We start from the raw sequence: 26259 nt of genomic DNA, 5'->3' as shown, positions 1-26259 counted from the left end.
GCGTCGGTCTCTGACTCGATCACCTGCACCTCCGGATACCATGACACCAACTGGCCCATAGCTGGCTTAGCCGACCCTCTAACCATCATCTGCTTTTCAGGGGTGGACCGAACTAGGGCCGCGGCCGATCTTCACTTGAGCTTGTGACCCGAAGCCGCCGTTAACGAAAGGTCGGAGCGTGCCCGCTCCGCCGGGGCGATTCAGACCTCGCTCGTTCCGCGATGAGAAGCGCGTCGTCCGGGTTGCTACCCGCACATATCAAGCAATGCGCCCGATTTTCATGCCGCCGAACAAGAGTTCGGCGTTAACCATCCCCACCAGTTCCCATCTGGGCGAGATCGCTTCGAAGTTTCTTAAATGTTGCTGGATACCTCTCTTGGGCATGGTGACCTGGGGAAAGATATGAGTAAGCGGGCCAAACGTCGAAAGGCAGAGACGCTCGCAGTGCCGATGGCCGCGAGAGTCGCAATTGGCGCCGTGGCCGTCGCCGTCGTGGGGTACGGTTTGCTGTCTCGCCCGGCGAGCGTGCAACCGGTACGAAAACCCTCCGTGCACGAAGCCCAGGCATCGTCAACACCGGTTTACGTTGCAACTCCAGTTCATGCAGCAGCGCCGGCTCCGGCTCCGATTCCGGCCCCGGCGCCTCTGGTCGAACCACCAAAGGCCGCTGACGGTCCCGGAGCATTTGTTCGGCAGGTCATTGACTACGCCAGCCGCCAGGCGCCGGGCACCGTGATCATCGATACCGGAAACACATTCCTTTATTTCGTTCTGAACGACAGGCAGGCGATGCGTTACGGCATCGGTGTCGGCCGCGAAGGTTTCACGTGGTCGGGCGAACAGACCGTGGCTCGGAAAGCAGAATGGCCGGATTGGCATCCGCCTGCGGAGATGGTTGGGCGTCAGCCTTATCTGCCGCGGTTCATGGCAGGCGGTCCCGGCAACCCGCTCGGCGCCCGGGCGATGTATCTCGGCGAGACCGAATATCGCATTCACGGCACCAACAACCCTGATACGATCGGGAAGCGGGTTTCGTCCGGCTGTATCCGGCTGACCAATGAGGACGTGACCGACCTCTATGAGCGGGTGAAGATCGGAGCGAAAGTGATCGTGCTTCCGGCAAATGCTGCCCGTCGTCCATCCCAGGGCACGCCGCCAGACGCCGCCTTCCGATTGCCGGACCCGGCATCGCCGTCGAAGCGGCCCTTGGCAGCTAACGCGCAGATGCCGTCATCTGGGCCGAAGATCGCCGAGGTCCAGTAACTCGGTCCTCCGTCCTCGGTCCGCAACCGAGGAGAAGGAGACACATCAAGCCGCCCCGCAATTTGCTGCGCTTGGTGATGTGACGCGCCCTTGTGTTTGGCGCGGGACGCTTGCTTACAGCTGCAATCGGGCAGGTCAGGATTGAAATACTTCAGTAGCACCGTCGAGGGAGGTTCGACGCTTCATATCGACTGAAGCATGCGCACGCATCGTGATCTCGACGTGCGCGGAGGAAGGTGAGTCATGGGACGATCCAGCGCAGAGTGCCAATGGCCTGAAAAAAGATCGGGCGATCGGTCCAGGATTCAGATTGCCATCCGTAAGATCAGCGTCGCTCTTGCCCTCCTGGGGCTTTCTCTCCCTTCCAGTGCATGGGCGCAGACCGGGACCGACGCGAAGCCGGACGGCATCAAGGCGAATATCGCGAGAGTCGACAGCGAGTTCATCAAAGCAAATACGACGACATCCTGGGATTGGCCGACCGTCGGCCTCGACTACGCCGAAACGCGGTTCAGCAAGCTCAATCAGATCAACGCCGACAACGTCGGGACTCTTGGGCTGGTCTGGAGTTACAATCTTGAATCATCGCGCGGGATCGAGGCAACCCCCCTCGTCGTCGACGGCATCATGTATCAGTCGGCCCCCTGGAGCGTGGTCCATGCCATTGACGCGCGGACCGGGACAAAAATCTGGTCGTTCGATCCCGGTGTTGACCGGTCAAAGGGCTATCGCGGGTGCTGCGATGCTGTCAGCCGCGGTCTCGCCCTTTACAACGGCAAGGTCTTCGTCGCCGCCTATGATGGACGCTTGATTGCGCTCGATGCCGCGACCGGAGCCAAGGTCTGGGAAAAGGACACGCTGATCGATCACCAGCATTCCTACACGATCACCGGCGCGCCTCGTGTCTTCAAGGGCAAGGTCGTGATCGGCCAGAGCGGGGCCGAATACGGTGCGCGCGGTTATATCACGGCCTACGACAGCGAGACGGGCAATCAACTCTGGCGCTGGTTCACTGTGCCCGGCGATCCATCGAAGCCATTCGAGGACGCTTCGATGGCAGCCGCGGCGAAGACCTGGGATCCCTCAGGCAAATATTGGATCAACGGCGGCGGTGGCACGCCGTGGGACACGATCACATTCGATCCCGACCTCAACATGGTCTATGTCGGCACCGGAAACGGCGGCCCCTGGAATCGCAAGCTTCGCAGTCCGTCGGGCGGCGACAATCTTTATCTCGCCTCCATCGTCGCGCTCAACGCCGACACAGGCCAGTATATCTGGCACTATCAGGAGACGCCCGGCGACAATTGGGACTACACGTCGACCCAGCCGATGATCCTGGCCGACATTGAGATCGACGGTGTGCCGCGCAAGGTGATCCTGCACGCGCCGAAAAACGGCTTCTTCTTCGTCATCGATCGCACCAACGGCAAGTTCATCTCGGCGAAGAACTTTGTCGATGTGAATTGGGCGACCGGATACGACGCCAACGGACGGCCTATCGAGCTGCCGGCTGCACGCGGCGAAGAGCCCTACGAATCCATTCCCGGACCAGACGGAGCTCACAACTGGCAGCCGATGTCGTTCAATCCCCTGACCGGCCTCGTCTACATTCCGGCGCAGCACTTACCGGTCAATTTGACGCCGGAAAAATCATTCAAGCAGAATGTCGCTGCGCCGGGCAAGATCGGCGGCATATTGGGCGCCAATCTCGGCTTCTCTTTCAATCCGTCTCCGAAGTCGACCCCATTCGGACGTCTGCTTGCTTGGGATCCGGTGCATCAAAAAGAAGTCTGGCGCGTCGAGCACGTGTCACCGTGGAACGGCGGTACGCTGACCACCGCGGGCAATCTGGTTTTCCAGGGGACGGCGGATGGCCGCTTCGTCGCTTATGACGCAGCAACAGGAGCCAAGCTGTGGGAAATCGCAACCGGGACCGGCGCGGTGGCGGCTGCCGCCACCTACATGGTCGATGACAAGCAATACATCTCGATTGCGGTCGGCTGGGGCGGCTCTTACGGCCTTGCCCATCGCGCGACCGAATACCAGAACCCGGGAACGATCTATACATACGCTCTTGGCGGCACGGCGAAGCTGCCGGCATTCGTCAAATATCAGACCGAAAATCTGCTGCAGGGCGTGAAATACGATCCGAAGGATATAAGGGAAGGCGCGGACATCTATGTCACGGCGGCTTGCATCGCCTGCCACGGCGTGCCCGGCGTCGACCGCGGCGGCAACATCGTCAATCTCGGCTATGTCGGCACTGAGGTGATTACCAATCTCAGGACTATCGTATTCCACGGTCCATTCCGCGATCAGGGCATGCCTGATTTCAGCGGCAAGTTGAAGGAAGGGGACATCGCGAAGCTCCAGGCCTTCATCCAGGGAACTGTCGACGCCATCAGACCGAAGAGCAGGTGACGAGGCGACTTATGAACACACGCCCCGCCTGCGTCTGTCCCTATCGCTAGGGACAGACGCAGGCGATGGAGTTCGATAGTCTCGCCCGAACGAAACCCGGGGAGATCGCCTTGAGCACCGCGCCGCGTATCGACATCGACCTTGCTGCGTTCTGGGCCGATCCCTATCCGATGCTTGCGAAGCTCCGGAAGGAGGCGCCGATCGCCTTCGTGCCGCAGCTCGGCTCGACGCTTCTCAGCTGCCGCGACGACATCTCGATCTCCGAAAAGCAGATCGACGTGTTCTCCTCGCACCAGCCCGCCGGCCTGATGAACCGGCTGATGGGCCATAACATGATGCGCAAGGACGGCGAGGCGCATCAGGTCGAGCGGCGCGCGATGTTTCCGACGGTGTCGCCGAAGACGGTGAAGGCGCACTGGACCGCGCTGTTCCAGGCCCATGCCGACCGCATCATCGACGGGATCGAACCCGGAAGCCGGATCGATTTCATGCGCGACTTTGCGTTGCCGTTTTCCGGCGAATGCCTGAAGTCGATCACCGGCCTCACCAATATCGGCTTTGGCGACATGGATGCGTGGTCGCAGGGCATGATCGAAGGCATCGCCAATTACGCCGGCGATCCCGCGGTCGAAGCGCGCTGCCACGCCGCGACGTCAGGCATCGATGCCGCGATCGACGACATCCTGCCGGTCATGCGCAAGACCCCTGATCAAAGCATCCTCGGCGTGCTCCTCGCCTCCGGCATGCCGATGGAGAGCGTGCGCGCAAATGTAAAACTTGCGATTTCAGGCGGCCAGAACGAGCCGCGCAAGGCGATCGCCGGCACCGTGTGGGCACTGCTGAGCCATCCCGAGCAGCTCGATCTCGTGCGCAAGGGCGAGGTAACCTGGCTTGAGGCGTTCGAGGAATACGCCCGCTGGATCTCGCCGATCGGCATGTCGCCGCGGCGCATAGCAAAACCGTGGAGCATCCGCGACGTCGCCTTCGAAACCGACGAGCGCGTGTTCCTGATGTTCGGCTCCGCCAACCGCGACGAGAAACATTTCGAGCGCGCCGATGAATTCGACGTGCGGCGTGATACGGCCAAGAGCGTTGCCTTCGGCGCCGGCCCGCATTTCTGCGCCGGCGCCTGGGCCTCGCGCGCCATGATCGCCGACGTCGCGCTGCCAACATTGTTTACGCGTGCCAGGCGGATCGAGATCGCCGATGACGAGCCGGTGCGGATCGGCGGCTGGGCGTTCAGGGGCTTGCAGAATCTGCCGGTGAAATGGTTGCATTAGCCGGTCAAAGGCTCGTCCATTCCGAACGCCGCCATCATGCCATCATGCTCCTGTTTTGCCCGACGTGTCAAACTAATTTCGGATAATTCGTAGGTCGTTGTTTTCGCACGCCCCGGCTACTGTGCATGGGGTTGTTTTCGCGGTTTTGGGTTCCGGCCGTGAGTCCTGAGATCGAATCCGCTCGCCCTTCACATCCGCGTGCAGAAAAATTCCATCTTCATTCGCGCGACCGCTTGAAAGATTAATCATGCGCTCCGCCACACGCGCAGTGCTCGCATCGCTATTTTTCCGCGCGTCTCGACAGCTCCGCCGACCCGCACCATCATTTGTCGAAGCGTGAATAATGACGGCCGCATGCGGCCGGGAGTGTGGAATGCAGCGTCGGGACTTCTTGAAACTGTCCGTTGGAACCGCAGCCGCGGCTGCGTTCGCATCGCGCGCCAATGCGCAAGGTGCGGTGAAGGAAATTCGTATCGGCTACCAGAAGACCGGCGTGCTGGTTATCGCGCGACAGCAGGCATTCCTGGAAAAGCATTTCACGCCGCAAGGCATCGAGGTGAAATGGGTCGAGTTCTCCTCGGGACCGCCGATGATGGAGGCGATGAACGTCGGCAGCATCGATTTCGGCGCGGTCGGCGATTCCCCGCCGGTGTTCGCCCAGGCCGCCGGAGCGGCGATCGTCTATGCCGCCGGCCAGCCCATCACCAACGGCCAGGGCATTCTGGTGCCGAAGGATTCGCCGATCCGCTCCATTGCTGACTTGAAGGGCAAGCGCGTCGGCTTCACCAAGGGTTCCAGCGCCCACAACGTCGTGGTGCAGACGCTGGAGAAGGCCGGCCTCACCTATGCCGACATCACGCCGGTCTATCTGACGCCGCCGGACGCGGGTCCCGCCTTTGCCAATGGCAGCATCGAGGCCTGGGCAATCTGGGATCCTTACTTCGCGATCGGCGAGACCAAGCAGAGCGGCCGCATCCTGATCAATGCGCGCGAGGTCACCAAGACCAATTCCTTCTATATCGCCAACCGCGATTTCGCGAAGAACCACAGCGCGATCCTGCGACAGATCGTCGACGTGACGACCGCGGCGGGCACATGGGCCGAACAGCACCGCGACGAGGTCGCCAAATCGCTTGCCGCGATCACCGGCGTCCCGCTGGACATCCAGACCGTCGCTGCCAATCGCGCGAACTTCGTGGTCGGCCCCGTCACCGACGACATCATCGTGACTCAGCAGGGCGTCGCCGACCGCTTCCACAAGCTCGGCCTGATCCCGAAGCCGATCGTCATTCGTGACATCGTCTGGCGCAACCCGGCGGCCTGATCGTGCCCACCGATCTTCCCACATCAAGAGGTCCAAACATGAGGCGCATCGTTCAACGCGTGATCGCGGCCATCGTCATGTCGATCGGCATCGTCGCTGCCGCAGTCGGCACATCCTACGGCTAGTCGTCGGAGCACATCCATGAGCCAATCCAAAAGCAATATCCTCTGGTTCCTGCCGACCCACGGCGACGGCCGCTATCTCGGCACCGGCATCGGCGGCCGCGAGGTCAATTTCAACTATTTGCGTCAGGTGGCGCAGGCCGCCGACCAGCTCGGCTATTTCGGCGTGCTGCTGCCGACCGGGCGATCCTGCGAGGATTCCTGGATCGTCGCCTCCAGCGTCGCGCCGTTCACCGAGCGACTGCGCTACCTCGTCGCTGTTCGCCCCGGCCTGCAATCGCCGAGCGTCGCCGCGCGCATGACCGCGACGCTCGACCGCATCACCAATGGCCGGCTGCTCGTCAACGTCGTCACCGGCGGCGATCCCGTCGAGAACAAGGGCGACGGTATCTTCCTTGGGCATGACGAGCGCTACGAGGTCACGCGCGAGTTCCTCAGCGTCTATAGCGAGCTGCTCGCCGGCAAGACCGTCGATGTCGAGGGCAGGCATATCCATGTCGAGGGCAGCAAGCTGCTGTTCCCGCCGGTGCAGTCGCCGCGGCCGCCGCTCTATTTCGGCGGCTCGTCGGATGCCGGCATCGATGTCGCCGTCGACGCCGTTGACAAATATCTCACCTGGGGCGAGCCGCCGGCTCTGGTCGCCGAGAAGATCGCGAAGGTGAGGGAGGTCGCCGCGTCGCGTGGCCGAAAGCTCTCCTTCGGTATCCGCCTTCATGTGATCGTCCGCGAGACCAATGAAGAGGCCTGGCGCGCGGCGAATGAGCTGATCAAGCATGTCAGCGACGAGACGATTGCGACGGCGCAAAAGAATTTTTCCCGCATGGATTCGGTCGGCCAGCAACGCATGGCGCAGCTTCATGGCGGCCAGCGCGACAAGCTCGAGATCGCCCCGAACCTGTGGGCCGGTGTCGGCCTCGTGCGCGGCGGTGCAGGCACGGCGCTGGTCGGCGACGCCCAGACCGTCGCGGCCCGCATCAGGGAATACCAGGACATCGGCATCGATACCTTCATCATGTCAGGCTACCCGCATCTGGAGGAAGCCTATCGCTTCGCCGAGTTGGTGTTCCCGCTGCTCTCGCTGGAGCAGCCGAGCAACGTGACCAAGCTCCACCTTAACGGTGGCCCCTTCGGCGAGACGGTTGGCAGCGACTACCGTCCGCAACATCGGGTGTCGCAATCATGAGCCTCATCGACAGCATCTCCTTCCCGCGCAGTTTTCGCCTGCCGCGCGTCGACGGCCTGATCCAGTGGATCGTGCCGCTTGCCATCATCGCGATCTGGCAGGTCGCAAGCGTCACCGGCTTCGTGCCGACGCGCGTGCTGCCGGCGCCGAGCGATGTCGCGCTCGCCGGCTGGAAGCTGCTGCTCTCCGGCGAGCTCGTCCGCAACATCTGGGTCTCGTTCTGGCGTGCCTCGATCGGCTTTTTGATCGGCGGCAGCGTCGGCTTCGCTTTCGGGCTCGCCAACGGCCTGTCGCAGCTCTCGGCAAAGCTGACCGACACCACACTGCAGATGGTGCGCAACGTGCCGCATCTGGCGCTGATCCCGCTGGTCATCCTGTGGTTCGGCATCGACGAGAGCGCGAAGCTCTTTCTCGTCGCGCTCGGGGTGTTCTTCCCGATCTACCTCAACACGCTGCACGGCATCCGCACCGTCGATCCCCAGTTGATCGAGATGGGCCGCATCTACGGCATGACCGACAGCGAGCTCTTCCGCCGCGTGATCTTTCCGGGCGCATTGCCCTCGATCTTCGTCGGCATCCGCTTTGCGCTCGGCATCATGTGGCTGACGCTGATCGTCGCCGAGACCATCGCGGCGTCCTCAGGGCTCGGCTACATGGCGATGCAGGCGCGCGAGTTCATGCTGATCGACGTCGTCGTGCTCTCGATCCTGATCTACGCCCTGCTCGGCAAGCTCGCCGACAGCGCCTCCCGCGTGCTGGAGCGGGCGACGCTCTCCTGGCACCCCGCCTTCCAGAAACGTTGAGAGTCACATGCAGACAGCGCTTCGTACCTCCCTTCCCGAAACCGAGCTCGCCAGCCGCGCCAATTTCGCGCCTCACGCCCGGGTGGTGCGCGAGGAGCGCCCCGCGCAAACCATCGGCCTGCCGCTGAGCATCAGCGGCCTGCGAAAATCCTTCGGCGACAACGAGGTGCTGCGCGGCATCGATCTGCACATCCCCGCTGGCCAGTTCGTCGCCATCGTCGGCAAGAGCGGTTGCGGCAAGAGCACGCTGTTGCGTCTGATCGCCGGCTTGGACAAGATCGATTCCGGCAGCATCAGTTTTGGTGACGAAGTCCGAACGGAGGACATCCGCGTGATGTTTCAGGAGCCGCGGCTGCTGCCTTGGGCGCGTGTGCTTTCGAATGTAGAAGTGGGTCTCGGCCGCGATCGTGCTTCGAAAGATGCGCATGCGCGTGCCGAGAAAGCGCTGACCGAGGTTGGGCTTGCCGACAAGCGCGATCAGTGGCCTTCGGTGCTGTCGGGCGGCCAGAAGCAGCGCGTCGCGCTGGGCCGCGCGCTGGTCTCCCGGCCGCGCGTGCTCGCCTTCGACGAGCCGCTCGGCGCGCTGGACGCGCTGACCCGCATCTCGATGCAGCGGCTCCTGGAGCGCGTCTGGCGCGACCAGGGCTTTACCGCGATCCTGGTCACCCACGATGTCGCCGAGGCGGTCGCGCTGGCAGACCGGGTGCTGGTGATCGACGAGGGACGGATTGCCCATGATGTCGTGGTTAACACGGCCCGGCCACGCGAACGCGGCTCGGCCGAGCTTGCCGCCCTGGAAGGCTCGATCCTGAGCCACCTTTTGTCGGCGGATGATCGTACCTAAATAGAAGGGACCCCCGCTTCGGGGAGCAAGCCATGAATGTAGTGCCCCGCGAGCTCATGACCGAAACTCCCATTTTGCCCGCCGATTTCCGCGGCGCCATGCGCCACCTCACCGGCGGGGTCAGCGTCATCACCGCCGGGCGGGGCAAGGACATCACCGGCATGACGGTGACGTCCGTAACCTCGCTGTCGGTCGAGCCGCCGACGCTGCTGGTCAGCATCAATCGCGATGCCTCGTCGTTCCCGCTGATCCGCCGCTACGGTGCTTTCGGCGTGAACATCCTGGCGGCCGACCAGCTCGATGTCGCCGAGCGCTTTGCCGGCAAGGGCGGGCTGAAGGGCGCCGCTCGCTTTGCAGGCAGCCAATGGGTGACGTCAGTCTCGGGCGTTCCGTTGCTGGTCGGCGCATTGTCCGCCGTCGATTGCGAGGTCGAGGAGATCGTCGAACGCCACTCGCACGGCATCGTCATCGGCCGCGTCAGGGACATCAGGAATTCGACCCGCAACGCCGCGCTGGCCTATTGGCACGGCCAGTACGTTGCGGTCGATCAGGACGAGGACGCGGCCAGGCTCGCGGAAGTCAGCCTTCCCACGCACAGCCGGCGCGGCGTTTGATCGCCGGCCCGCGGGCTAGCCTTTTCCCCGTCACCGCTCTAGAAGCCCCTCGACCCTTCCCATCCGGGACAGCAATGGAGCGGTACGAATGAAGCGCGCGGCGACCTGGGCCTTCTATGCCGTTGGCGCGCTGGCGATCGCCTATCTCGCGCTCTTCGCCTATGCGATGTTCAGCGGCCAGCCCGTGATCATCCCCGGCGACCCCATCCACATTTTTCGCAAGCCGGACGCGCCGAGTTATTCGTAGAACTTGCTCGGTCTCGTAGGGTGGGCAAAGGCGCGCTTGCGCCGTGCCCACCATCTCTCCGCAATGACCGAAGCGGTGGGCACGCTTCGCTTTGCCCACCCTACCGCACCCGCACTCACCCCCGCAAAATCGCCAGCGCCAATGCCTGTGCGCGCGGCACGATGCTGTCGATATCGAGATATTCCTCCGGCGTGTGCGCGAGCCCGCCGACCGGTCCGAGGCCGCAGATGGTCGGCGTGCCCACAGCGGCGGTGAAGCCGGAATCGGCGCAGCCGCCGGAGAACTCGCCCTGGAGCGTGGTGAGGCCGGCCTGCTTTGCCGCCGCCTGATAGCTTTCGAACAGCGCCTTCGAGGCCGCGCTCTGCACCACCGGCACGAACTCGCCCTTGATCGTCAGCGTTGCGTTCGTGCCCGGCACATAGGACGTCGCGACGATTGTCTCGATCGCGGCCATCACCCTCGCACGATCCGCCGGATCGACATAGCGCAGGTCGATCTGGCCCTCGGCTGCGGGCGCCGTGGTGTTGACGGACTGCCCGCCCGAGACCAGGCCGACATTGAGCGTGATGCCCTTGTCGAGATCGGTCAGCGCATGGATTTTGACGATCTTGTGCGCGAGCTCGCCGATCGCGCTGACACCGGCGGCAAAGTTGGCGCCGGAATGTGCGGCCTTGCCGGTGATGGACATGTGCATGAAGATGCCGCCCTTGCGCCCCGTCACGACGTTGCCCGTGGGGCGGCCCGGCTCGGAATTGAACACGGCGCGCGCGGTGCGTCCCTCGCGCTCGATGACGGGGCGGGAGGAGGGCGAGCCGATCTCCTCGTCGGAGGTGATCAGCAGCTTGATCGGATGCGGGCTGCCGCCGAATTTATGGAAGGCGGTTGCCACGAAGATGTTCATGACGACACCGGACTTCATGTCGGCAACGCCGGGACCATAGGCGCGTCCGTCGCGGATCGTGAACGGACGCCGTCCGGCCTCGCCTTTGCCGAACACGGTGTCGCGATGCCCCATCAACAGCACGGGCTTCTCGTTGCTGCCGGGCTTTGCGACCTCGGCGTGGATCGCGTCGCCGAACGTGGAATCGCTCTCGCGCCGGAACGGAATGCCATGCTCGGCAAAATGCCGCTCGAACCGCGCCCCGACCGCATCGACGCCTTCCTTGTCATAGGACCCGGAATCGATGTTCACGACGTCGCGCAAGAGATCGATCATCGCCTGCCGTTGCGACGCCAGCCAGTCCGTGATTTGAGCTTCAGACATGTTTACCCTCAGTGGTTCTCACGCGGGGTTATAGGGCGTTGCGCAGGCGCGACCTAGTCGCCGAATGCGGTGCCGCCATGTGATAGGTCCCGTAGCCCGGATGAGCGAAGCGATATCCGGGAGCGGTCTCGCCAAGAGCACCCCGCATGTCGCTGCGCTCATGCGGGCTACGAGACCGTCGCGTGTCGACGAACAATGCCTCGCTCAAACGAAAATGCCCGGGACCAGCCCGGGCATTTGCATTCTCTCGATCAGCGTGGAAGCCGACTACGCCCCCACCATCGGCATCCGCGGATATTCGCCCGGCATGCCCGCCGGCGTAATCGGAATGCCGCCGTCGGAATATTCGTTCAGCTTGTTGCGCAGCGTGCGGATCGAGATGCCGAGGATGTTCGCGGCATGGGTCCGGTTGCCGAGGCAGTGCTTTAGCGTCTCGAGGATCAGATCGCGTTCGACGTCCGCTACGGTGCGGCCGACCAGCGCCCGCGTGACCTGCTCGGCGGCCATCGTGGCATGCGCCACGGCCGGCGCGGTCTTGGCGAGGTCGAGGCGGTCGCCGTCCGGCGTGAGGATCGCGTCGGGGCCGATCTCGTCGCCCTGCGCCATCAGCACCGCGCGGTGCATGGTGTTTTCGAGCTCGCGGACGTTGCCCTGCCAGCGGTTGGTCGAGAGCACGCGGCGGGCGTCTGCCGAGACGGGGCGTATCGGCACGCCATTGGCCTCGGCATATTTCTTCACGAAGTGCTGGGCGAGCTCGAGGATGTCGAGGGGACGTTCGCGCAGCGGCGGGATCTTCAAATTCACGACGTTGAGGCGGAACAGCAGATCCTCGCGGAACGTGCCTTCGCGCACGGCTTCGACCAGATTGCGGTTCGAGGTCGCGATGATGCGGATGTCGACGGGCACCGGCTTGGTGCCGCCGACGCGGTCGATCACGCGCTCCTGGATGGCGCGCAGCAGTTTTGACTGCAGGCGGACATCCATTTCCGAGATTTCGTCCAGCAGCAGCGTGCCGCCGGTGGCTTCCTCGAACTTGCCGATGCGGCGGGCGATCGCGCCGGTGAAGGCGCCCTTCTCGTGGCCGAACAGTTCGGATTCGAGCAGATGCTCGGGGATCGCGGCGCAGTTGATCGAGATGAACGGACGCTTGGCGCGCGCCGAGCGGGTGTGGACGTAGCGGGCCAGCACTTCCTTGCCGGTGCCGGATTCGCCGGTGACCATCACCGAGGCGTCCGAGCCCGCGATCTGCTGGGCGAGCTTGACGACCTTCGCCATCGCCTCGTCGCGATAGATCAGCTCGCGGGAATCGTTGGCGACGGCTGCGAGCACCGCGGCGATCAGCTCCGGGTCCGGCGGCAGCGGGATGTATTCCTTGGCGCCGGCGTGGATCGCGGCGACCGCGGCGCGGGCGTCGTTGGTGATGCCGCAGGCGACGATCGGGGCGTGGATGTGCTCGGCCTCGAGCCGCATCACCAAGTCGCGGATGTCGAGGGCGACGTCGACCAGCAGGAGGTCGGCGCCCTTGCCGCCGCGCAGCACGCGCATCGCCTGATCGTGATCCTCGGCGTGGGTCACGGTGGCGCCGTTGTCCATCGCGATCTTGGTGGCGGTGGTGAGCTGGCCCTTCAATGTGCCAACGATGAGAAGCCGCATGTCAGTCTCCTGTCCGTCTGGTCGCGCTGCCGCGCGTCATTCCCTGTGTCGCTTTTACGCGCGTTCGGTCTTGATGATTTCGGTCATGGTCACGCCGAGCTTGTCCTCGACCAGGACGACTTCGCCGCGGGCGACCAGCTTGTTGTTGACGTAGATGTCGATGGCCTCGCCGACGCGCCGGTCGAGCTCGAGCACGGTGCCGGGCCCGAGCTTCAGCAGCTCGCTGACATCCATCTTGGAGCGGCCGAGCACGGCCGAGACCTGCACCGGCACGTCGAACACGGCTTCCAGGTCGGCGGCGGCGCGCGCCGCATATTCGTCCTCGGTGTAGCCGACGTCCGAACCGGTCGGCGGCATCGGGCCGTTGAGATCTGGCAGCGGGACCTGTCCGTCGGTGTCGCTCATGGCTTAGCTCCCCCTCCGGGACGCGATATAGCGTCCGACCATTTCGTCGATCTTGGTTGCAATGGCGCCGCGCTCCAGCACGACGCCGCCATCGGCCCATTCGATCCGGCAGTCACCGGTGGCGATTTCAGGCTCGGCCAGGATCACCAGCCGGCTCTCGAAGCCGCTCTGCTTGGCGAGCCGCTCGATCTTCTCGCGCGCGCTGTCGTAGAGCGCGTCATTAATGCGGACGACGAGATGCGGGGTGGCGACCAGGTGCGCGAAGCAGTCCTTGACCAGCGCCATGATCTCGCCGAGCGGCTCGGCGGCGACCAGATCGGCGCACAGCTTGCGTGCCACCGCGACCGCGACATCAACCGCCTCGGTCTCCATCTTGGACTCGATGTTGCCGATGCCGGACGCAATGCCCCGGACGCCGATGTTGATCTCTTCCATGGCGAGCGCAACGCGGCGGTCGCTCTCGGCCTTGGCTTCGTGCTGGCCGGCGGCAAAGCCGTCCTGATAGGCGCGTGCCTCGGCTTCCGCGACCTTCTGGGCGATCTCGGCCGCGGTCGCAGCCTTCTCGCGCGGCGACCGCTCGGGCGTCGCGAAGTCGGTGTCGAACAGGAATTTGGCCGGAGCGCCCATCAATACACCAGCTCGTCGTCGGCGCGGTTCTTGGTCAGCATGATCTCGCCCTTGGCGGCGAGGTCTTTTGCGAGGTTGACCAGCAGCGCCTGGGCCTCATCGACGTCGCGCAGGCGCACCGGTCCCATCGCCCCCATGTCGTCCTGGAGCATCTTGGCCGCGCGGGAGGACATGTTGCCGAAGAAGAAGTTGCGGACGTCCTCGTTGGCGCTCTTGAGCGCGACGCCGAGCTTGTCCTTGTCGACGTTGCGCATCAGGGTCTGGGCCGAGCCGGAATCCAGCTTCACCAAATCGTCGAAGGTGAACATCAGCGCCTTGATGCGCTCGGCCGATTCGCGGTTGTCCTCTTCCAGCGAAGTGATGAAGCGGGTTTCGGTCTGGCGGTCGAAATTGTTGAAGATTTCCGCCATCACCTCATGGGCGTCGCGGCGACGGGTCTGCGACAGATTGGACATGAATTCGGTGCGCAGCGTCTTCTCCACGCTCTCGATCACCTCCTTCTGGACCGCCTCCATCTTCAGCATGCGGTTGACGACGTCGAGCGCGAGGTCCTCGGGGAAGATTCCGAGCACGCGGGCGGCGTGTTCCGACTTCAGCTTCGACAGCACCACCGCGATGGTCTGCGGATATTCGTTCTTGAGATAGTTGGCGAGCACCTCTTCCTGCACGTTGGAGAGCTTCTCCCACATGTTGCGGCCTGCGGGCCCGCGGATCTCGTCCATGATGCCGTTGACGCGCTCCGGCGCCAGATACTGCTGGAGCAGCCGCTCGGTGGCGTCGAAATTGCCCATCAGCGCGCCCGAGGCCGACATGCGCGAGACGAATTCGAGCAGCATGTCCTCGACGGTGTCGACCTCGACGGTGCCGAGCGTCGACATTTCCAGCGAGAGCTGGCGCACCTCGTCGTCGTCGAGCAGTCCCCAGATCTTGCCGCCATATTGCTCCCCGAGCGCCAGCATCAGGATCGCGGCGCGCTTCGGCCCCGCCACCGCCTCGATCTTGGCGCCTCCACGGCTGCCGGCACGCTGACCGAGCGTGGAGATCACGCTGGTGATGTCGTTGGAGTTGGCATTTTGCAGGGCAGCGGCCATGTCAGATCACTTCTCGAATCATTTCACGGGTTCGGTCAGCCATTGGCGGATGATGGCGACGGTTTCGTTGGGGTTGCGCTCGGCGAGTTCGCCGACACGATGAACGGACTGGGCGTGGACCTGGCCCTGGACGGTGGCGACGTCGATTGCGCTGGCGGCGGCGCCCGGCAGCAGCGGCTGGCCGTTGGGGGACGGCGCGGATTCGTCGGAGGCGGACGGGCCGGAGAGGACGCCGGAGATGGCGGCGACGACTTCGTCGGAGGCGAGGATGCGCTTGACCAGCGGGCGGATCACCATGAACAGCACGACGAGGCCGAGCAGCATCATCACACCGAGCTCGACGAAGTACATGACGTCGTCCTTGGTGAACTGAAGCATGCCGAGGAAGCCGGAAGGCTCGGCGATCGGGGCAGTGGAGGGCGCGTCGGCAAAGCGGAGATTGACGACCTCGACCTGGTCGCCGCGCTTCTGGTCGAAGCCGATCGCCGAGCGGACCAGGGCGGCGATGCGGTCGAGCTGCTCCTTGGTGCGGTCGGTGTAGGCGAGCTCGCCCTTGTCATTCTTGGTGTAGATGCCGTCGACCAGCACCGCGACCGAGATGCGGTTGACCCGGCCGGCCTCGGTCACCTCGGTCTTGGTGGTGCGGGAGATCTCGTAATTGTTGGTCTCCTCGGTCTTCTTGCTCTGGTCCTTGGCCGCTGCGCCGCTGTTCTGCTGCTGGCCGGGGAGCTCGTTGTTGACGGTGACCTGGCCGTTGTTGTCGGCGGTCATGCTGCTCTCTTCGCGGGTCTGGCTCGAGCGCAGCACGCGGCCCTCGGGGTCGAACTTGTCCGAGGTCTGCGTCACCTTGTTGAAGTCGAAATCCGCGGAGAGCTGGACGCGGGCCCGGCCCGAGCCGACCACTGAGGAGACGATATCCTCGACCTGCTTGCGTATCCGCTTCTCGTAGGTGGTGCGGCGCTCGTCACCGACCACCTGGTCCGCATCGGTCGCGGCACCGTCGGCGAGGAGCTGGCCCGATTCGTCGACGATCGAGACCCGCTGCGGCTTCAGCCCGTTGACGGCGGAGGCGACGAGGTGGCGGATGGCCCTGATCTGCCCCGCTTCGAGCGCGCCGCGGACCCGGACCACGATCGAGGCCGAAGGTTCCGGCGCCTCGCGCGAGAACAGCGGGCGCTCGGGCAGGACGAGGTGGACGCGGGCGGCCTGGATGCGGTCGATGGCGCGGATGGTGCGGGCGAGCTCGCCTTCCAGCGCGCGCAGATGATTGATGTTCTGGACGAAAGAGGTGGTGCCGAGCGCATCCGACTTGTCGAACACCTCGTAGCCGACGCCGCCGCCCTTGGGCAGGCCGCCCTCGGCGAGCTTCATCCTGAGGCGGGTGACCTTGTCCTTGGGCACCATGATGATGCTGCCCTCATTGCGGATCTCGAACTGGATGCCCTGGCGCTCCAAGTCCTTGATAATGCCGGAAGAATCCTCGACCGAGAGGTCGGTGAACAGCGTGGTCATCTGCGGCGTGGTGACGCGCATGATGACGAACGCGAAAAAGCCGATGAGCGCGGCGGTGACCGCGATCATCGCCCCGAACCGGGCGGCGCCGATACCCTTCAGAAAGTCTCCAAGACCTTGCAAGCAACCGCCCCGACAGATTCGGCTGCTTTCACTGGAAAGGCCGAGTGGGCAATTATTGCCTAGGTGATGGTTTCGATATGGTTAACGAAGGTTAAGAGCTCGGACAAAAGTAGCGCCAAAACGAAACATGAAAAAAATCGGCCTCGCAAAGCGGGGCCGATTTTCGTCAAAAGCCGCAGATTTCCGGATCGCCTACTGGCGATATTGCTGAATGCGGGTGGTGCGAAGACCCGCCAGACCGTGCTGGTCGATGGAAAACTGCCAGGAAAGGAATTCGTCAACCGTCAGGGTATAACGGCTGCAGGCCTCCTCGAGGGAGAGAAGTCCGCCACGCACAGCGGCGACGACTTCGGCCTTGCGGCGGATGACCCAGCGTTTGGTGCCGGGCGCGGGCAGATCTGCAATCGTCAGCGGACTGCCGTCCGGCCCGATGACGTATTTTACCCTCGGGCGATGGGGTTCTGTCATGGCGTACTCACAAACTCTCAACCACTGAACTCACATTGAAACCCTACGCGCGGCGGCTTAAAAATCCGCTAAGCCTAAGGCTTCAATACAATTCTCGTTGAAAATGGCTGGAACGCGAGCGCCCCGGAGGGCTGGACACCATGATCCGAGCCGGCCGAGCGGGTCTTCGTAAATACTTTACTAACAATCAGGGCACATCGGGCGCTGCGCGAGCCTTAGCTGCTGCTCGCGGCGATGATGCTCTTCACCTGGTTCAGCGTGTAGCTGTTGCCGTCGATCGTGAGCAGCGGCGGCGACTGGGTCAGGTCGACCGACGACACTGTGCCCTGCACCTGCGCCGCGACGCCGACATTGTTGCCCGAAGCGTCCTTGCCGGTCGCCGTGATCGTGTACTTGCCGTCCGGCCATTGCGAGCCGTCATTGCCCTGGCCGTTCCAGGTGAAGGGAACATCGGCGCCGGCGCCGGCGGTATATTTGCCGGTGAACACGGTCTGGCCGCTGGCATTGGCCACGCTGATGTCCACGGTCGCGTCGCTGGGCACGTTGAGATGCCAGGTGGCCGTCGACTTCGTCATGGTCGCGGTCGAGCCGTCGACCAGCGCGGTCTTGCCGACGAAGTCCAGCGCCTGCGTCGCCTGCGTGGTCTTCTGGAGGGTGACGAGCTGGGTTAGCGCATCGTTGGTCTTGAGCTGCTGCTCGACGCCGGCGAATTGTACCAGCTGCTGGGTGAACTGGTTGGTGTCGAGCGGGGAGAGCGGGTTCTGGTTCTGCAGCTGTGTCGTCAGCAGCGTCAGGAAGGTCTGGAAATTGCCGGCGAGCGTCGCGCCGGTGGACGAGCCCAGCGCGCTCGACGAGGAGGACGACGACGATGACGTCGGGGTCGTCCCGGAGACGGGTGTCGGCGCAGTGGCGGCATTCGTGGTGGTCATGGTCGAATACTCCTCACACTCTGATGTCGACGCCGCTGCTCGATCCGAGCATGCGGCCGTAGCCGCGCCCGGCGGGCGCAGCAGCAACGGTGTCGTCCTCGCTGATGATCAGCCGGCGGGAATTGCCGCCATTGTCGTTGTTCTGGCCGGACTGCTGGCCCGATGAATTCTGGTCGCGCAGGCTGAACGAGAGCCCGTTGCTGCCGGTCTTGAAGCCTGCATCGTCGAGCGCGCGCTGCAATTGCGGCGCGTCCTGCTTCAGCATCGCCAGCGTCTCCGGCTTCTCCACCGTGAGATGCGAGGTGACCTGGCCGTTGCGGTCGACATTGACGCGGACGTCGATGCGGCCGAGATCGAGCGGATCGAGGCTGATGTCGAAGCGCGTCTTGCCCGCGCGGACGGCGGCGGCGATCTCGATCGGCACGCCGCTGATCGGCACGGCATTGGCATTCGCCGCGGTCGCGGTGAGCGTTGCGGTGGAAGCGGTCGCGGCCGAAGTATTGGTCACCGGCGCCTGGATGGCGGAGGCTGCCTGCGCACTGGTGTCGGTCGTGGCGATGGTGGCCTGCGTATCCGCATGCGCGTGCGGTGTTGCCGGCGTCGCATCGGCGCGGTCGGAGGCCGCAGTCTTGGCGTCGGCCGTGCCGGCGTCGACTTGCGGCTTGGCGTCTTGCGGATGCGCGGCGGCGTTGGCGGCCGTTGCGGGCGTCTGTGCTGCGGCGGCGTTCGCCTTGCCGGAATCCTGGCCGATATTGGAGACGTCGCTGCCGCCTTGCGCGGCGACGGCGGCCTTGAACGACGTTTTTGGCGTGCCCTGGTCGACCGCGGCGACCAATCCGCCATTGGTCTTGGCATCGGTCGCGGTCGCATCGGTCGTGCCGGTGGCGGCATCGCCAAGGGCCGTCGTGGTGCTCGCGTCGACCTTGGCGGCGGCGGTCTTGGCGCTCTTGTCACCGGCCGTCGCGGTATCGGTCTTGCCGCCAGCGATCTGCGCGGCGGTGGATGTGCTGGCGGCGATGCCGGCAGCGGCGATCGTCAGCGGCGAGGAGGTTGCGGCCTGGCTGGCGGCCGCATTCGGATCGACCGGCACCACAGGTGCGGCAACCGCAATCGCATTCGGATCCGGCACAGCGGTCTGGGTCGCGTCGACTTGCGCGGTCGCGGCGCCATCGACGGCGGCGGCAAGCCCGTCGGTGCCGTCGGTCTTGCCGTCCTTGGTCTTGCCATCCTTGGTCTTGTCGGATTTGGCGTCGGAGGCATCGGACTTGGTCTTGCCGTCAGCCTTGGATGTATCCTTGGATGCATCCTTGGCCGGATCGGCCGTCTTATCGTTCTTGGCGGGCGCGGAATTGTCGGTGTTGTCGCTCGCCTTGCTCTGCGAGGAGGGGTCGTTGGCGGAGGTATCGCGCGAACTCTTGTCCGAGCTGGATGACGACGAATCGGTCCGGCGCGGCGCGCTATCCTGCGACGACGCATTGTTGCTGATCGCCTGGGTGTTGCTGTCGACCAGTGAGCCGAAGGAGTCGCTGGTGGACGTGTCTTTCGAGCTCTGCGACCGGGCAGGCTTTTGCTGCGCGCTCTGGACAGGCACGTTTGCCGCTACATCTGACGTCCGACCAACCACGGCATACCCCTTGGAAACATCTTCGGCATAAGGGGTAGCAAGGAGCGGGCCAGCCCCGTGATTTGCGATTTTAGCAAGTAAAATCAATGCATTGATTGATTTTCACCCCCGCCGCGAGGGCTGCCAAAACCCCGCCATTTCTGCCGCCCCGGCAAGAATTGCCCTAAGCCGGAGGCCAGCCCGATTGCTTCACCGGAAGGCCGCCTATATTAAAGAGGCAGCTCTCAGCCGCTTTCGACCGGGCAGATCGTCCTCCGGGGGAACCAGGGTTCCCGGGGATCGCCGATGTCCTGCCGGAAGCATCAAAATCGCGGATCGCAAAACGCCGCCGTCACACCTTGAAAGCCATGCTCAACAGTCTTGATCTCGAAGGCCGTCCTGAGGATACCAGGGTCGTCGTTGCCATGTCGGGCGGCGTCGATTCCTCGACGACGGCTGCGCTGCTCAAGGCTGAAGGCTATGACGTCGTCGGCATCACGCTGCAGCTTTACGACCATGGCGCGGCGACCCATCGCAAGGGCGCCTGCTGCGCCGGCCAGGACATCCACGACGCCCGCGACGTCGCGGCAAAACTCGGCATTCCCCATTACGTGCTCGACTACGAGGACCGCTTCCGCGAGTCCGTCATCGACGTCTTCGCCGACAGCTACGCGCTCGGCGAGACGCCGGTGCCGTGCATCGAGTGCAACCGCTCCGTCAAATTCCGCGACCTCCTGAAGACCGCGCGTGAGCTCGGCGCGCAGGCGCTCGCCACCGGCCATTACGTCGCCTCGCGCCGCCGCGACGACGGCTCGCGCGCGCTGGTTTGCGCCGCCGACAGCGACCGCGACCAGAGCTATTTCCTGTTCGCGACCACGCAGCAGCAGCTCGATTTCCTGCGCTTCCCGCTCGGCGACATGACCAAGCCGGAGACGCGCGAGCTCGCGCGCCGCTACGGCCTCAGCGTTGCCGACAAGCACGACAGCCAGGATATCTGCTTCGTGCCGACGGGGCGCTACACCGACATCATCACCCGCCTGCGTCCGAACGCGATGGAGCCCGGCGACATCGTCGATCTCGAGGGACGCGTGCTCGGTCAGCATCACGGCATTGCCAATTTCACCATCGGCCAGCGCCGCGGCCTCGGCATCGCCGCGAGTGCGCCGCTGTTCGTGGTGCGGCTGGAGGCCGCCAACCGCCGCGTCGTCGTCGGCCCGCGCGATGCGCTGAAGATGCACCGCATCGCACTTCGCGACGTCAACTGGATCGGCGGCGGCGACATCGACCGCGCCATTGGTTCTGGCCTCGAGCTGTTCGTGCGCGTGCGCTCGACCCGCGCGCCCCAGCCCGCATGGCTGCGCGGCAGCGATGGCCATTACGAGGTCGAACTCGTCGCCGGCGAAGAGGGCGTCTCGCCGGGCCAAGCCTGCGTGTTCTACGACGCGGCATCGGGCCAGGCGCGCGTGCTCGGCGGCGGCTTCATTCAAAGCGCAGCGGCGAAGGTCGCGAGCGACACGGCGAGGCCGCTCGCAGAAGCGGTCCGCGGCTAGCGCATGATCCGGAAAAGTGTGAAGCGGTTTTCCGACAAGATCATGCGCAACATAAGAATCTAATCAGGGCAGGGGGCATGGCAGCAGACATCTCGCGGGCCGGGGTCGAGAAGGCCTATGGCCGCTGGGCGCCGGTCTATGACCTCGTGTTCGGCAAGGTGTTCGACGCCGGACGGCAGTCGACCATCGCCGAGGCCGACCGCATCGGCGGCCGCATCCTCGACGTCGGCGTCGGCACCGGGCTCTCGCTCTCCGACTATTCGCGCACCACGAAGATCTGCGGCGTCGACATCTCCGAGCCGATGCTGCGCAAGGCGCAATCGCGCGTGCGGAGCTTGCGCTTGAGCAATGTCGAAGTGCTCTCGGTGATGGATGCGAAAAACCTCGCCTTCCCCGCAAACTTCTTCGACGCGGTGGTTGCGCAATACGTCATCACCGCCGTGCCCGATCCCGAAGGCACGCTCGACGAGTTCGTGCGCGTGCTCAAGCCCGGCGGCGAGTTGATCCTCGTCAACCACATCGGCGCGGAAAGCGGCTTCCGCAAACTCTCCGAGCTGGCCTTCGCGCCGCTGGCCCGCCGCCTCGGCTGGCGCCCGGAATTCCCGTGGGCCCGCCTCGTCAACTGGGCCGCCAAACACGGCGGCGTCACGCTGGCCGAGCGCCGCCCGATGCCGCCGATGGGCCATTTTTCGCTGATCCGCTACCATAAATCGTAAGCGCGATTTACCGCTGTCGCAGCGAAACGAGACCTCATCCTGAGGGCCCGCCAGAGGCGGGCGTCTCGAAGGATGCGCCGCGGGCGGGCGCCATCCAAACCCCGATCACATCGCATTTTGGCCTGGAACATCGCCCCCAACCCGCGCGTTTCCCTCCCATGCGCACCACATCAAACATCATCCTGGCCAGCCTCCTGATCGCCGCCTCCGGAACTGCGATCGCGCAGGCCCCGCCCGCTCCCGCGACGCCGCCGCAAGCGACCGCGCCGCCATCGCCGCAACGCAGCCCCGGCTGCGCCCCCTCGGACCGGTTGACCACGACCCCCGACGGCACCACCACCGGCCAGTCCCGGGAACCGCTCGGCGACAGACTGGCAAAATCCGACGGCGTGCTCTGCCCGCCCTCCGGCGTCGACCCCGACATGCACGCCCCGGCCCCCGACACCGGCGGCAACACCCCGGTCATCCCACCCCCCGGCAGCCCCGGCGGCGACCCGACCGTGCGCCCGAAATAGCGCTTCTTCGCCTCTCCCCGCCTGCGGGGAGAGGCCGAAATCCGCGCAAAGCGCGGATTTCGGGTGAGGGGGACCATCCGCGAGTCTGGCACCTGAAAAGGCGCGATTCCGACCCCGAATTCACCCCGCCAATCGCCCCCACCTTGCTTGACTTCCCGCCGCCCCCTTCCTTATATGCCGCGCGTTCGCGAGATCGGCCGTAACAGCCGTTCGCGACCCTGTGGCGGGGTAGCTCAGCTGGTTAGAGCACGGGAATCATAATCCTGGGGTCGGGGGTTCGAGTCCCTCTCCCGCTACCAAATACTTCTGAAATAATTTCCCCGCGCCGCCTGAAACATCATTTGACGTAGTCAAAGGGCCCATCCATTTTTCTCTTGGAGAAATAAATGACCAACAGATTCTCCAACATGACGAAGGCCGATTTGGTTGAGGCCATCCAGGTTGCAGATCGACTGATTATTAGCACCCAGAAGTATTCAGAGGATTTGCGGGTTGGTCGTGCGGTGACGACCGATAGATTGAGTGTGGAGAAACTGCTCGAGTCTAACGCCAAAATGATCGAAGCAAAATTGGCGGAGATAAAAGAAATGAATGATGAACTGGGTAGGCGTCCTTAGCTTCCAAGACGACGACTATCGGTAAACTTGGGACAAGTAGATTGGGGTTCTAGGTTGTTCTAGTCTCTTCCCGAATAGATAAGCTTTCCATGAGGCCTTCTTCGGAGCCGAACAACGAGTATGCGTTGAGATTGTAGTCGTTCAACTCCCGTAGAATTCTTTGTCGTTCGTTCGCCTTTAGTACAAATTTTTTCAGGACATCCTGGGACGCGCCTCCAGCGTGCACACTGAAAACGCTTGAATGAGGAACAAAGCTCCACCGATGCGGAAGGTATCTTACGCAGACGGTGTACTCAGACTGTTGTGAAAAATGACGCTTGTGAGCTGCGACGTATGGACCAAGTCGGTGGATTTGGGCGTCGTCTGAAGACGATGTCTTGATTGCCGTGGTTCGATCCGCATAGGCATAGATCGCAACATCGGCGTCTTGGTCAGTCCGAAAGGCAAAATAAGCCGCCACAAATGGCGATCTCGACCAATCCAAGAGCGGACTCGGGAAGCCATGATGACGGAGGTAGGCCATATACGCGTAGTGCGGGAGGTTAGCCAACGATCGACTAAAACCGTCGTAGTCGCGCGAAAGTTGATCGAGATCGAATGCTGATGGTTCGTCATCCCATTTACTGCGAGTAGCTATCTCCACCTCGGACTTAATTCGGAATATCAGCCGGTAGTAGTCCGAGACGGCTTCGTTGTGGCCGCTTCGTTCGAGCGTTGTATCCAAATCCCAGTCGGCGTTAGCCTGTCCGCGAAACAGAATTGGCGATAAGGGGAAAGCCTCTTCCCGTAGCCGCGCAGCTTCAAGTTTGAATTGCTCCCAAGTGTAGACCTGATCATTACTCATTTTTGGGCAGATTCCGATAATTGGAATTACGGTAACACTGCTGCACTTAACTCGCTCGCCATCGCCGTCGTTCTAGCTCTGAGGTTTGGTCCTGGTTTCCGTCATCTAAGAGGCCCCCAGAAAGGAGGCGGCCCAACTAAGTGTGCTGCCCCGTAACTCCCGGATCATCCAGCAAATCTTCGTACGGATCGACATCGAGAAAATCACTCATCGGCACCTGCTAACGCGGGATCGGGGGAGGGTTTGCGTATTGAGCCAAAACCTGGACAAGCCCCTCGCGCACATCCGGTGGCAATAAGTGCCCGTGCGATTGCATGAGTGGCGGCAAGTATTCGCGCGCGCACAGGCTGGCGTGACACACCTGTCCATTTTGAGCCGAGACTGTCAGCAGCTGAATGATCTGCTGGTCCGTCGCGCCGTTGAGATGGGAGCGAACGGCTTCGAAGTGATATTCTGCCTGTCTGAAGCTGCGTGCACCAGCGATAAGCCGAATACCCGCATCGATTGCAAACCCGATGTTCGCAGAGGCTACGCCGCGCATTAGTTGATGATAAGTGGCTTGGCCGCCTTGAAGGAGCGATGACTGAACGTGACTGATAAAGCCTTCCGGGATGGAACCGTCTATGGAGAGCGGGATCAGCGTCATCCGCCTAAAGGCCGCTATCCCGGACTCCTGTTTGCACCAAATCGACGCGTAGTACCGCTGGCTTAATATCGGTACAAAGAGATCGGCCAAGCTAAGCTGCCGAAGAATCTCGCCGCGCCACTCGACCGAAACTTCAATATGCTCGTGGGCCATAAAGGACTGAACGCCGAGAGTGTCGAGAAGCTGAGCGACACCCGCAGCGATTTCGCGGTCGGCAGTCTGGTAACTCATAAACGCCAGCATTCACCTCAATCCCCATTTTGATTGTGACGGTCGGGATCGTTGGCAGTGTTAGGATGGTTAGACACGCTTCACCGCTCGATCGTTGGTTTCGCTTCGCTCGAACCATCCTACGAACTTCCGCCGTGAGAGGCCTTCATGAAGCAAGCTTGAGAACGGAGACAGCAATTGCCCATTGCGATCCGATGATCCAATTTACCACTGCCAAACCAAGACCGATCGCGAGGCGATCACCCCATGCAGTGATCTGCTTATCAGTACTATCGAGATGGGCATCGCTCCGCCAAGTCAGGATGACCGACGCGGCCAAGGATAGAGCGAGGATGATCGTAAACCATATGGCGGTATCTGCTATTTCAGCCCGGTAGATGTGCAAGGTATGCCATACTCTCTGGTCTTCGACACGTGGCCGCATGTTGTAGAAAACAAACCCACCAGAATTAACAAGTTGCTCCCATGCGAGATGCATCGAAGATTGGTCAAGAGACTTTATTGCCGCGACTCTCTGAAAAAGGATCACTGTCAAGAAGGCGTGCGCAGCGGTTAGCGCAGCAGCCACATAAACAAACTGCGCCAACGGAAACTCGAGCTGGCCGACTTTGAATTTACCGCCGCCTGAGAGCTTCATTACTGAAACCGTCAGGGACAGTCCGGCACCGAGAAGAATAAGAGTATTGATCCAGCTGCCGATCTGGACGAAGCCCTTAAGCTGAGCATCTATGATTTCAGCGCTAGGAAGTTGGGTCAAAACGAATTCATCCCGTTACTGCTATCGGAGTGCCGACGACATTCAGAACGAACCAAATCGAACCAATCTCAACGGTGAGCGAAACGATACCCAGGAGGATGCCCCATCCTCCGCGGAAGATCATCATCAAGCTGCGACACAGCCACCAAATTAGGATCGCTCCAATGAGAAGAAGGATGAGTGTCGACATGGCCAACTACCGACTGAATAATTTATTTACTCAATCTAAATAACATATAGCAGGCATTCTGCATCCGCAAGTCGAATGCGTTTGGCGGTGCACGAGCGGTGACTTGGCTTTGGCCCGGAAGAACACCTCTCCCTCTAAGTGCGAGAGTCGACGCCGTTTCGCCACCCCGTCAACCCCTCCCCGCAAAAATATTCCACTTTACCGAAATTCGGAAATGTCGTACACCTCGCTCATCCCGGCTCATCCTTGAGGGGCGATCGTGAGGTCGTCATTTTCGCGAGCCGGGGATGCGGTGGACGCGGCAGCGTCGGCACGAAAGGGTGCGGGCAGGGCGGGTAGTCCCTGTGAGCTCGAAACCGCGTGCGACGAGCGGCGCTGCCAGGCTTCGTCTCGTTTGTAAGTTTCCGGCTCTGT

Annotated in this window: 25 protein-coding genes and 1 tRNA gene; 14 read left to right on the top strand and 12 right to left on the bottom strand. The window is 63.0% G+C overall.

Annotated elements, in window-relative coordinates; translation table 11 throughout:
- Positions 1-402: 402 nt before the first annotated feature.
- The 9 genes from BMW89_RS34665 (at position 403) to BMW89_RS38240 (ending at position 10104) form a co-directional block, all read left to right on the top strand.
- Positions 403-1263, top strand: a complete 861-nt coding sequence (locus tag BMW89_RS34665) for a L,D-transpeptidase (RefSeq protein WP_177196538.1) — start codon at positions 403-405, stop codon at positions 1261-1263.
- Between the two features lie 243 nt (positions 1264-1506).
- A complete protein-coding gene (locus tag BMW89_RS34660; protein ID WP_092034831.1) occupies positions 1507-3687 on the top strand; it encodes a PQQ-dependent dehydrogenase, methanol/ethanol family in 2181 nt (726 codons plus the stop codon).
- Positions 3688-3797: 110 nt separating this feature from the next.
- Entirely contained in the window at positions 3798-4967 is a 1170-nt protein-coding gene (locus BMW89_RS34655; protein WP_177196537.1) for a cytochrome P450, read from the top strand.
- 373 nt (positions 4968-5340) lie between these two features.
- On the top strand, positions 5341-6291 hold the full coding sequence (locus BMW89_RS34650; RefSeq protein ID WP_092034829.1) for a sulfonate ABC transporter substrate-binding protein: 951 nt from the start codon (positions 5341-5343) through the stop codon (positions 6289-6291).
- A 141-nt stretch (positions 6292-6432) separates the two neighbouring features.
- Positions 6433-7596, top strand: coding sequence for an FMNH2-dependent alkanesulfonate monooxygenase (gene ssuD, locus BMW89_RS34645; RefSeq protein WP_092034828.1), 1164 nt, complete (start codon positions 6433-6435; stop codon positions 7594-7596).
- Positions 7593-8399, top strand: a complete 807-nt coding sequence (ssuC, locus tag BMW89_RS34640; RefSeq protein WP_092034827.1) for an aliphatic sulfonate ABC transporter permease SsuC — start codon at positions 7593-7595, stop codon at positions 8397-8399. Before ssuD ends, ssuC begins: the two co-directional genes overlap by 4 nt.
- 7 nt (positions 8400-8406) lie before the next feature.
- On the top strand, positions 8407-9243 hold the full coding sequence (locus BMW89_RS34635) for an ATP-binding cassette domain-containing protein (protein ID WP_092034826.1): 837 nt from the start codon (positions 8407-8409) through the stop codon (positions 9241-9243).
- A 32-nt stretch (positions 9244-9275) separates the two neighbouring features.
- Complete coding sequence (locus BMW89_RS34630) at positions 9276-9857, top strand: flavin reductase family protein (protein ID WP_092034825.1); 582 nt, start codon at positions 9276-9278, stop codon at positions 9855-9857.
- An 88-nt stretch (positions 9858-9945) separates the two neighbouring features.
- A complete protein-coding gene (locus BMW89_RS38240) occupies positions 9946-10104 on the top strand; it encodes a hypothetical protein (protein ID WP_177196536.1) in 159 nt (52 codons plus the stop codon).
- A gap of 115 nt (positions 10105-10219) precedes the next feature.
- On the opposite strand, the gene BMW89_RS34625 is transcribed toward BMW89_RS38240, so the two are convergent.
- The 9 genes from BMW89_RS34625 to BMW89_RS34585 all read right to left on the bottom strand — a co-directional run bounded on the left by BMW89_RS34625 (position 10220) and on the right by BMW89_RS34585 (position 19800).
- A complete protein-coding gene (locus BMW89_RS34625; protein WP_092034824.1) occupies positions 10220-11368 on the bottom strand; it encodes a M20 family metallopeptidase in 1149 nt (382 codons plus the stop codon).
- A gap of 267 nt (positions 11369-11635) precedes the next feature.
- The gene (gene flbD / locus BMW89_RS34620; protein WP_092034823.1) at positions 11636-13021 is read right to left on the bottom strand and encodes a sigma-54-dependent transcriptional regulator FlbD; all 1386 of its coding nucleotides are present in this window, start codon (positions 13019-13021) and stop codon (positions 11636-11638) included.
- Between the two features lie 54 nt (positions 13022-13075).
- A complete protein-coding gene (fliN, locus tag BMW89_RS34615) occupies positions 13076-13426 on the bottom strand; it encodes a flagellar motor switch protein FliN (RefSeq protein WP_092034822.1) in 351 nt (116 codons plus the stop codon).
- A 3-nt stretch (positions 13427-13429) separates the two neighbouring features.
- Positions 13430-14053 (bottom strand): FliH/SctL family protein, encoded by a 624-nt coding sequence (locus tag BMW89_RS34610; RefSeq protein WP_092034821.1) that lies wholly within the window; start codon positions 14051-14053, stop codon positions 13430-13432.
- Positions 14053-15144 (bottom strand): flagellar motor switch protein FliG, encoded by a 1092-nt coding sequence (fliG, locus tag BMW89_RS34605; protein WP_092034820.1) that lies wholly within the window; start codon positions 15142-15144, stop codon positions 14053-14055. Before fliG ends, BMW89_RS34610 begins: the two co-directional genes overlap by 1 nt.
- An 18-nt stretch (positions 15145-15162) precedes the next feature.
- A complete protein-coding gene (gene fliF, locus BMW89_RS34600) occupies positions 15163-16779 on the bottom strand; it encodes a flagellar basal-body MS-ring/collar protein FliF (protein ID WP_092034819.1) in 1617 nt (538 codons plus the stop codon).
- 192 nt (positions 16780-16971) lie between these two features.
- Positions 16972-17247, bottom strand: a complete 276-nt coding sequence (gene sciP / locus BMW89_RS34595; protein WP_002714638.1) for a CtrA inhibitor SciP — start codon at positions 17245-17247, stop codon at positions 16972-16974.
- A gap of 215 nt (positions 17248-17462) precedes the next feature.
- Positions 17463-18176 carry a flagellar hook assembly protein FlgD gene (locus BMW89_RS34590; RefSeq protein ID WP_092034818.1) on the bottom strand — a complete coding sequence of 238 codons (714 nt, stop codon included), beginning with the start codon at positions 18174-18176 and terminating at the stop codon, positions 17463-17465.
- A 13-nt stretch (positions 18177-18189) separates the two neighbouring features.
- Positions 18190-19800, bottom strand: a complete 1611-nt coding sequence (locus BMW89_RS34585; protein WP_092034817.1) for a flagellar hook-length control protein FliK — start codon at positions 19798-19800, stop codon at positions 18190-18192.
- 347 nt (positions 19801-20147) lie between these two features.
- Here BMW89_RS34585 and mnmA point away from each other — a divergent pair, with 347 nt between their 5' ends.
- From mnmA to BMW89_RS34560, 5 genes are all read left to right on the top strand, one after another.
- Positions 20148-21329 (top strand): tRNA 2-thiouridine(34) synthase MnmA, encoded by a 1182-nt coding sequence (mnmA, locus tag BMW89_RS34580; RefSeq protein ID WP_092034871.1) that lies wholly within the window; start codon positions 20148-20150, stop codon positions 21327-21329.
- A gap of 77 nt (positions 21330-21406) precedes the next feature.
- Positions 21407-22045, top strand: coding sequence for a class I SAM-dependent methyltransferase (locus BMW89_RS34575; protein ID WP_092034816.1), 639 nt, complete (start codon positions 21407-21409; stop codon positions 22043-22045).
- A gap of 158 nt (positions 22046-22203) precedes the next feature.
- The gene (locus BMW89_RS34570) at positions 22204-22560 is read left to right on the top strand and encodes a hypothetical protein (protein WP_092034815.1); all 357 of its coding nucleotides are present in this window, start codon (positions 22204-22206) and stop codon (positions 22558-22560) included.
- Positions 22561-22782: 222 nt separating this feature from the next.
- Positions 22783-22859: transfer RNA gene (locus BMW89_RS34565), tRNA-Met, on the top strand.
- A gap of 87 nt (positions 22860-22946) precedes the next feature.
- Positions 22947-23177, top strand: a complete 231-nt coding sequence (locus tag BMW89_RS34560) for a hypothetical protein (RefSeq protein WP_092034814.1) — start codon at positions 22947-22949, stop codon at positions 23175-23177.
- A 49-nt stretch (positions 23178-23226) separates the two neighbouring features.
- Here BMW89_RS34560 and BMW89_RS34555 read toward each other — a convergent pair whose 3' ends face one another.
- The 3 genes from BMW89_RS34555 to BMW89_RS34545 all read right to left on the bottom strand — a co-directional run bounded on the left by BMW89_RS34555 (position 23227) and on the right by BMW89_RS34545 (position 25655).
- The gene (locus BMW89_RS34555) at positions 23227-24021 is read right to left on the bottom strand and encodes an FRG domain-containing protein (RefSeq protein WP_092034813.1); all 795 of its coding nucleotides are present in this window, start codon (positions 24019-24021) and stop codon (positions 23227-23229) included.
- 220 nt (positions 24022-24241) lie between these two features.
- Positions 24242-24910, bottom strand: a complete 669-nt coding sequence (locus BMW89_RS34550; protein WP_092034812.1) for a toll/interleukin-1 receptor domain-containing protein — start codon at positions 24908-24910, stop codon at positions 24242-24244.
- A gap of 133 nt (positions 24911-25043) precedes the next feature.
- The gene (locus tag BMW89_RS34545) at positions 25044-25655 is read right to left on the bottom strand and encodes a hypothetical protein (RefSeq protein ID WP_092034811.1); all 612 of its coding nucleotides are present in this window, start codon (positions 25653-25655) and stop codon (positions 25044-25046) included.
- Positions 25656-26259: the final 604 nt, after the last annotated feature.

The sequence above is a fragment of the Bradyrhizobium sp. OK095 genome (assembly GCF_900109945.1).
GTDB lineage: Bacteria > Pseudomonadota > Alphaproteobacteria > Rhizobiales > Xanthobacteraceae > Bradyrhizobium.
Note: the sequence above shows the minus strand (reverse complement) of the source record. Positions and strands in the feature narration are given on the sequence as shown.

Bases quoted from the DNA above. Each gene is read 5' to 3' on its own strand.
- ssuD (WP_092034828.1), top strand. From the start codon at position 6,433: ATGAGCCAATCCAAAAGCAATATCCTCTGGTTCCTGCCGACCCACGGC.
- BMW89_RS34575 (WP_092034816.1), top strand. From the start codon at position 21,407: ATGGCAGCAGACATCTCGCGGGCCGGGGTCGAGAAGGCCTATGGCCGC.
- BMW89_RS34570 (WP_092034815.1), top strand. From the start codon at position 22,204: ATGCGCACCACATCAAACATCATCCTGGCCAGCCTCCTGATCGCCGCC.
- BMW89_RS34660 (WP_092034831.1), top strand. From the start codon at position 1,507: ATGGGACGATCCAGCGCAGAGTGCCAATGGCCTGAAAAAAGATCGGGC.
- BMW89_RS38240 (WP_177196536.1), top strand. From the start codon at position 9,946: ATGAAGCGCGCGGCGACCTGGGCCTTCTATGCCGTTGGCGCGCTGGCG.
- BMW89_RS34630 (WP_092034825.1), top strand. From the start codon at position 9,276: ATGAATGTAGTGCCCCGCGAGCTCATGACCGAAACTCCCATTTTGCCC.
- BMW89_RS34635 (WP_092034826.1), top strand. From the start codon at position 8,407: ATGCAGACAGCGCTTCGTACCTCCCTTCCCGAAACCGAGCTCGCCAGC.
- BMW89_RS34590 (WP_092034818.1), bottom strand. From the start codon at position 18,176: ATGACCACCACGAATGCCGCCACTGCGCCGACACCCGTCTCCGGGACG.
- BMW89_RS34650 (WP_092034829.1), top strand. From the start codon at position 5,341: ATGCAGCGTCGGGACTTCTTGAAACTGTCCGTTGGAACCGCAGCCGCG.
- fliG (WP_092034820.1), bottom strand. From the start codon at position 15,144: ATGGCCGCTGCCCTGCAAAATGCCAACTCCAACGACATCACCAGCGTG.
- BMW89_RS34560 (WP_092034814.1), top strand. From the start codon at position 22,947: ATGACCAACAGATTCTCCAACATGACGAAGGCCGATTTGGTTGAGGCC.
- BMW89_RS34610 (WP_092034821.1), bottom strand. From the start codon at position 14,053: ATGGGCGCTCCGGCCAAATTCCTGTTCGACACCGACTTCGCGACGCCC.
- BMW89_RS34555 (WP_092034813.1), bottom strand. From the start codon at position 24,021: ATGAGTAATGATCAGGTCTACACTTGGGAGCAATTCAAACTTGAAGCT.
- BMW89_RS34625 (WP_092034824.1), bottom strand. From the start codon at position 11,368: ATGTCTGAAGCTCAAATCACGGACTGGCTGGCGTCGCAACGGCAGGCG.
- mnmA (WP_092034871.1), top strand. From the start codon at position 20,148: ATGCTCAACAGTCTTGATCTCGAAGGCCGTCCTGAGGATACCAGGGTC.
- flbD (WP_092034823.1), bottom strand. From the start codon at position 13,021: ATGCGGCTTCTCATCGTTGGCACATTGAAGGGCCAGCTCACCACCGCC.
- fliN (WP_092034822.1), bottom strand. From the start codon at position 13,426: ATGAGCGACACCGACGGACAGGTCCCGCTGCCAGATCTCAACGGCCCG.
- BMW89_RS34665 (WP_177196538.1), top strand. From the start codon at position 403: ATGAGTAAGCGGGCCAAACGTCGAAAGGCAGAGACGCTCGCAGTGCCG.
- sciP (WP_002714638.1), bottom strand. From the start codon at position 17,247: ATGACAGAACCCCATCGCCCGAGGGTAAAATACGTCATCGGGCCGGAC.
- BMW89_RS34550 (WP_092034812.1), bottom strand. From the start codon at position 24,910: ATGCTGGCGTTTATGAGTTACCAGACTGCCGACCGCGAAATCGCTGCG.
- ssuC (WP_092034827.1), top strand. From the start codon at position 7,593: ATGAGCCTCATCGACAGCATCTCCTTCCCGCGCAGTTTTCGCCTGCCG.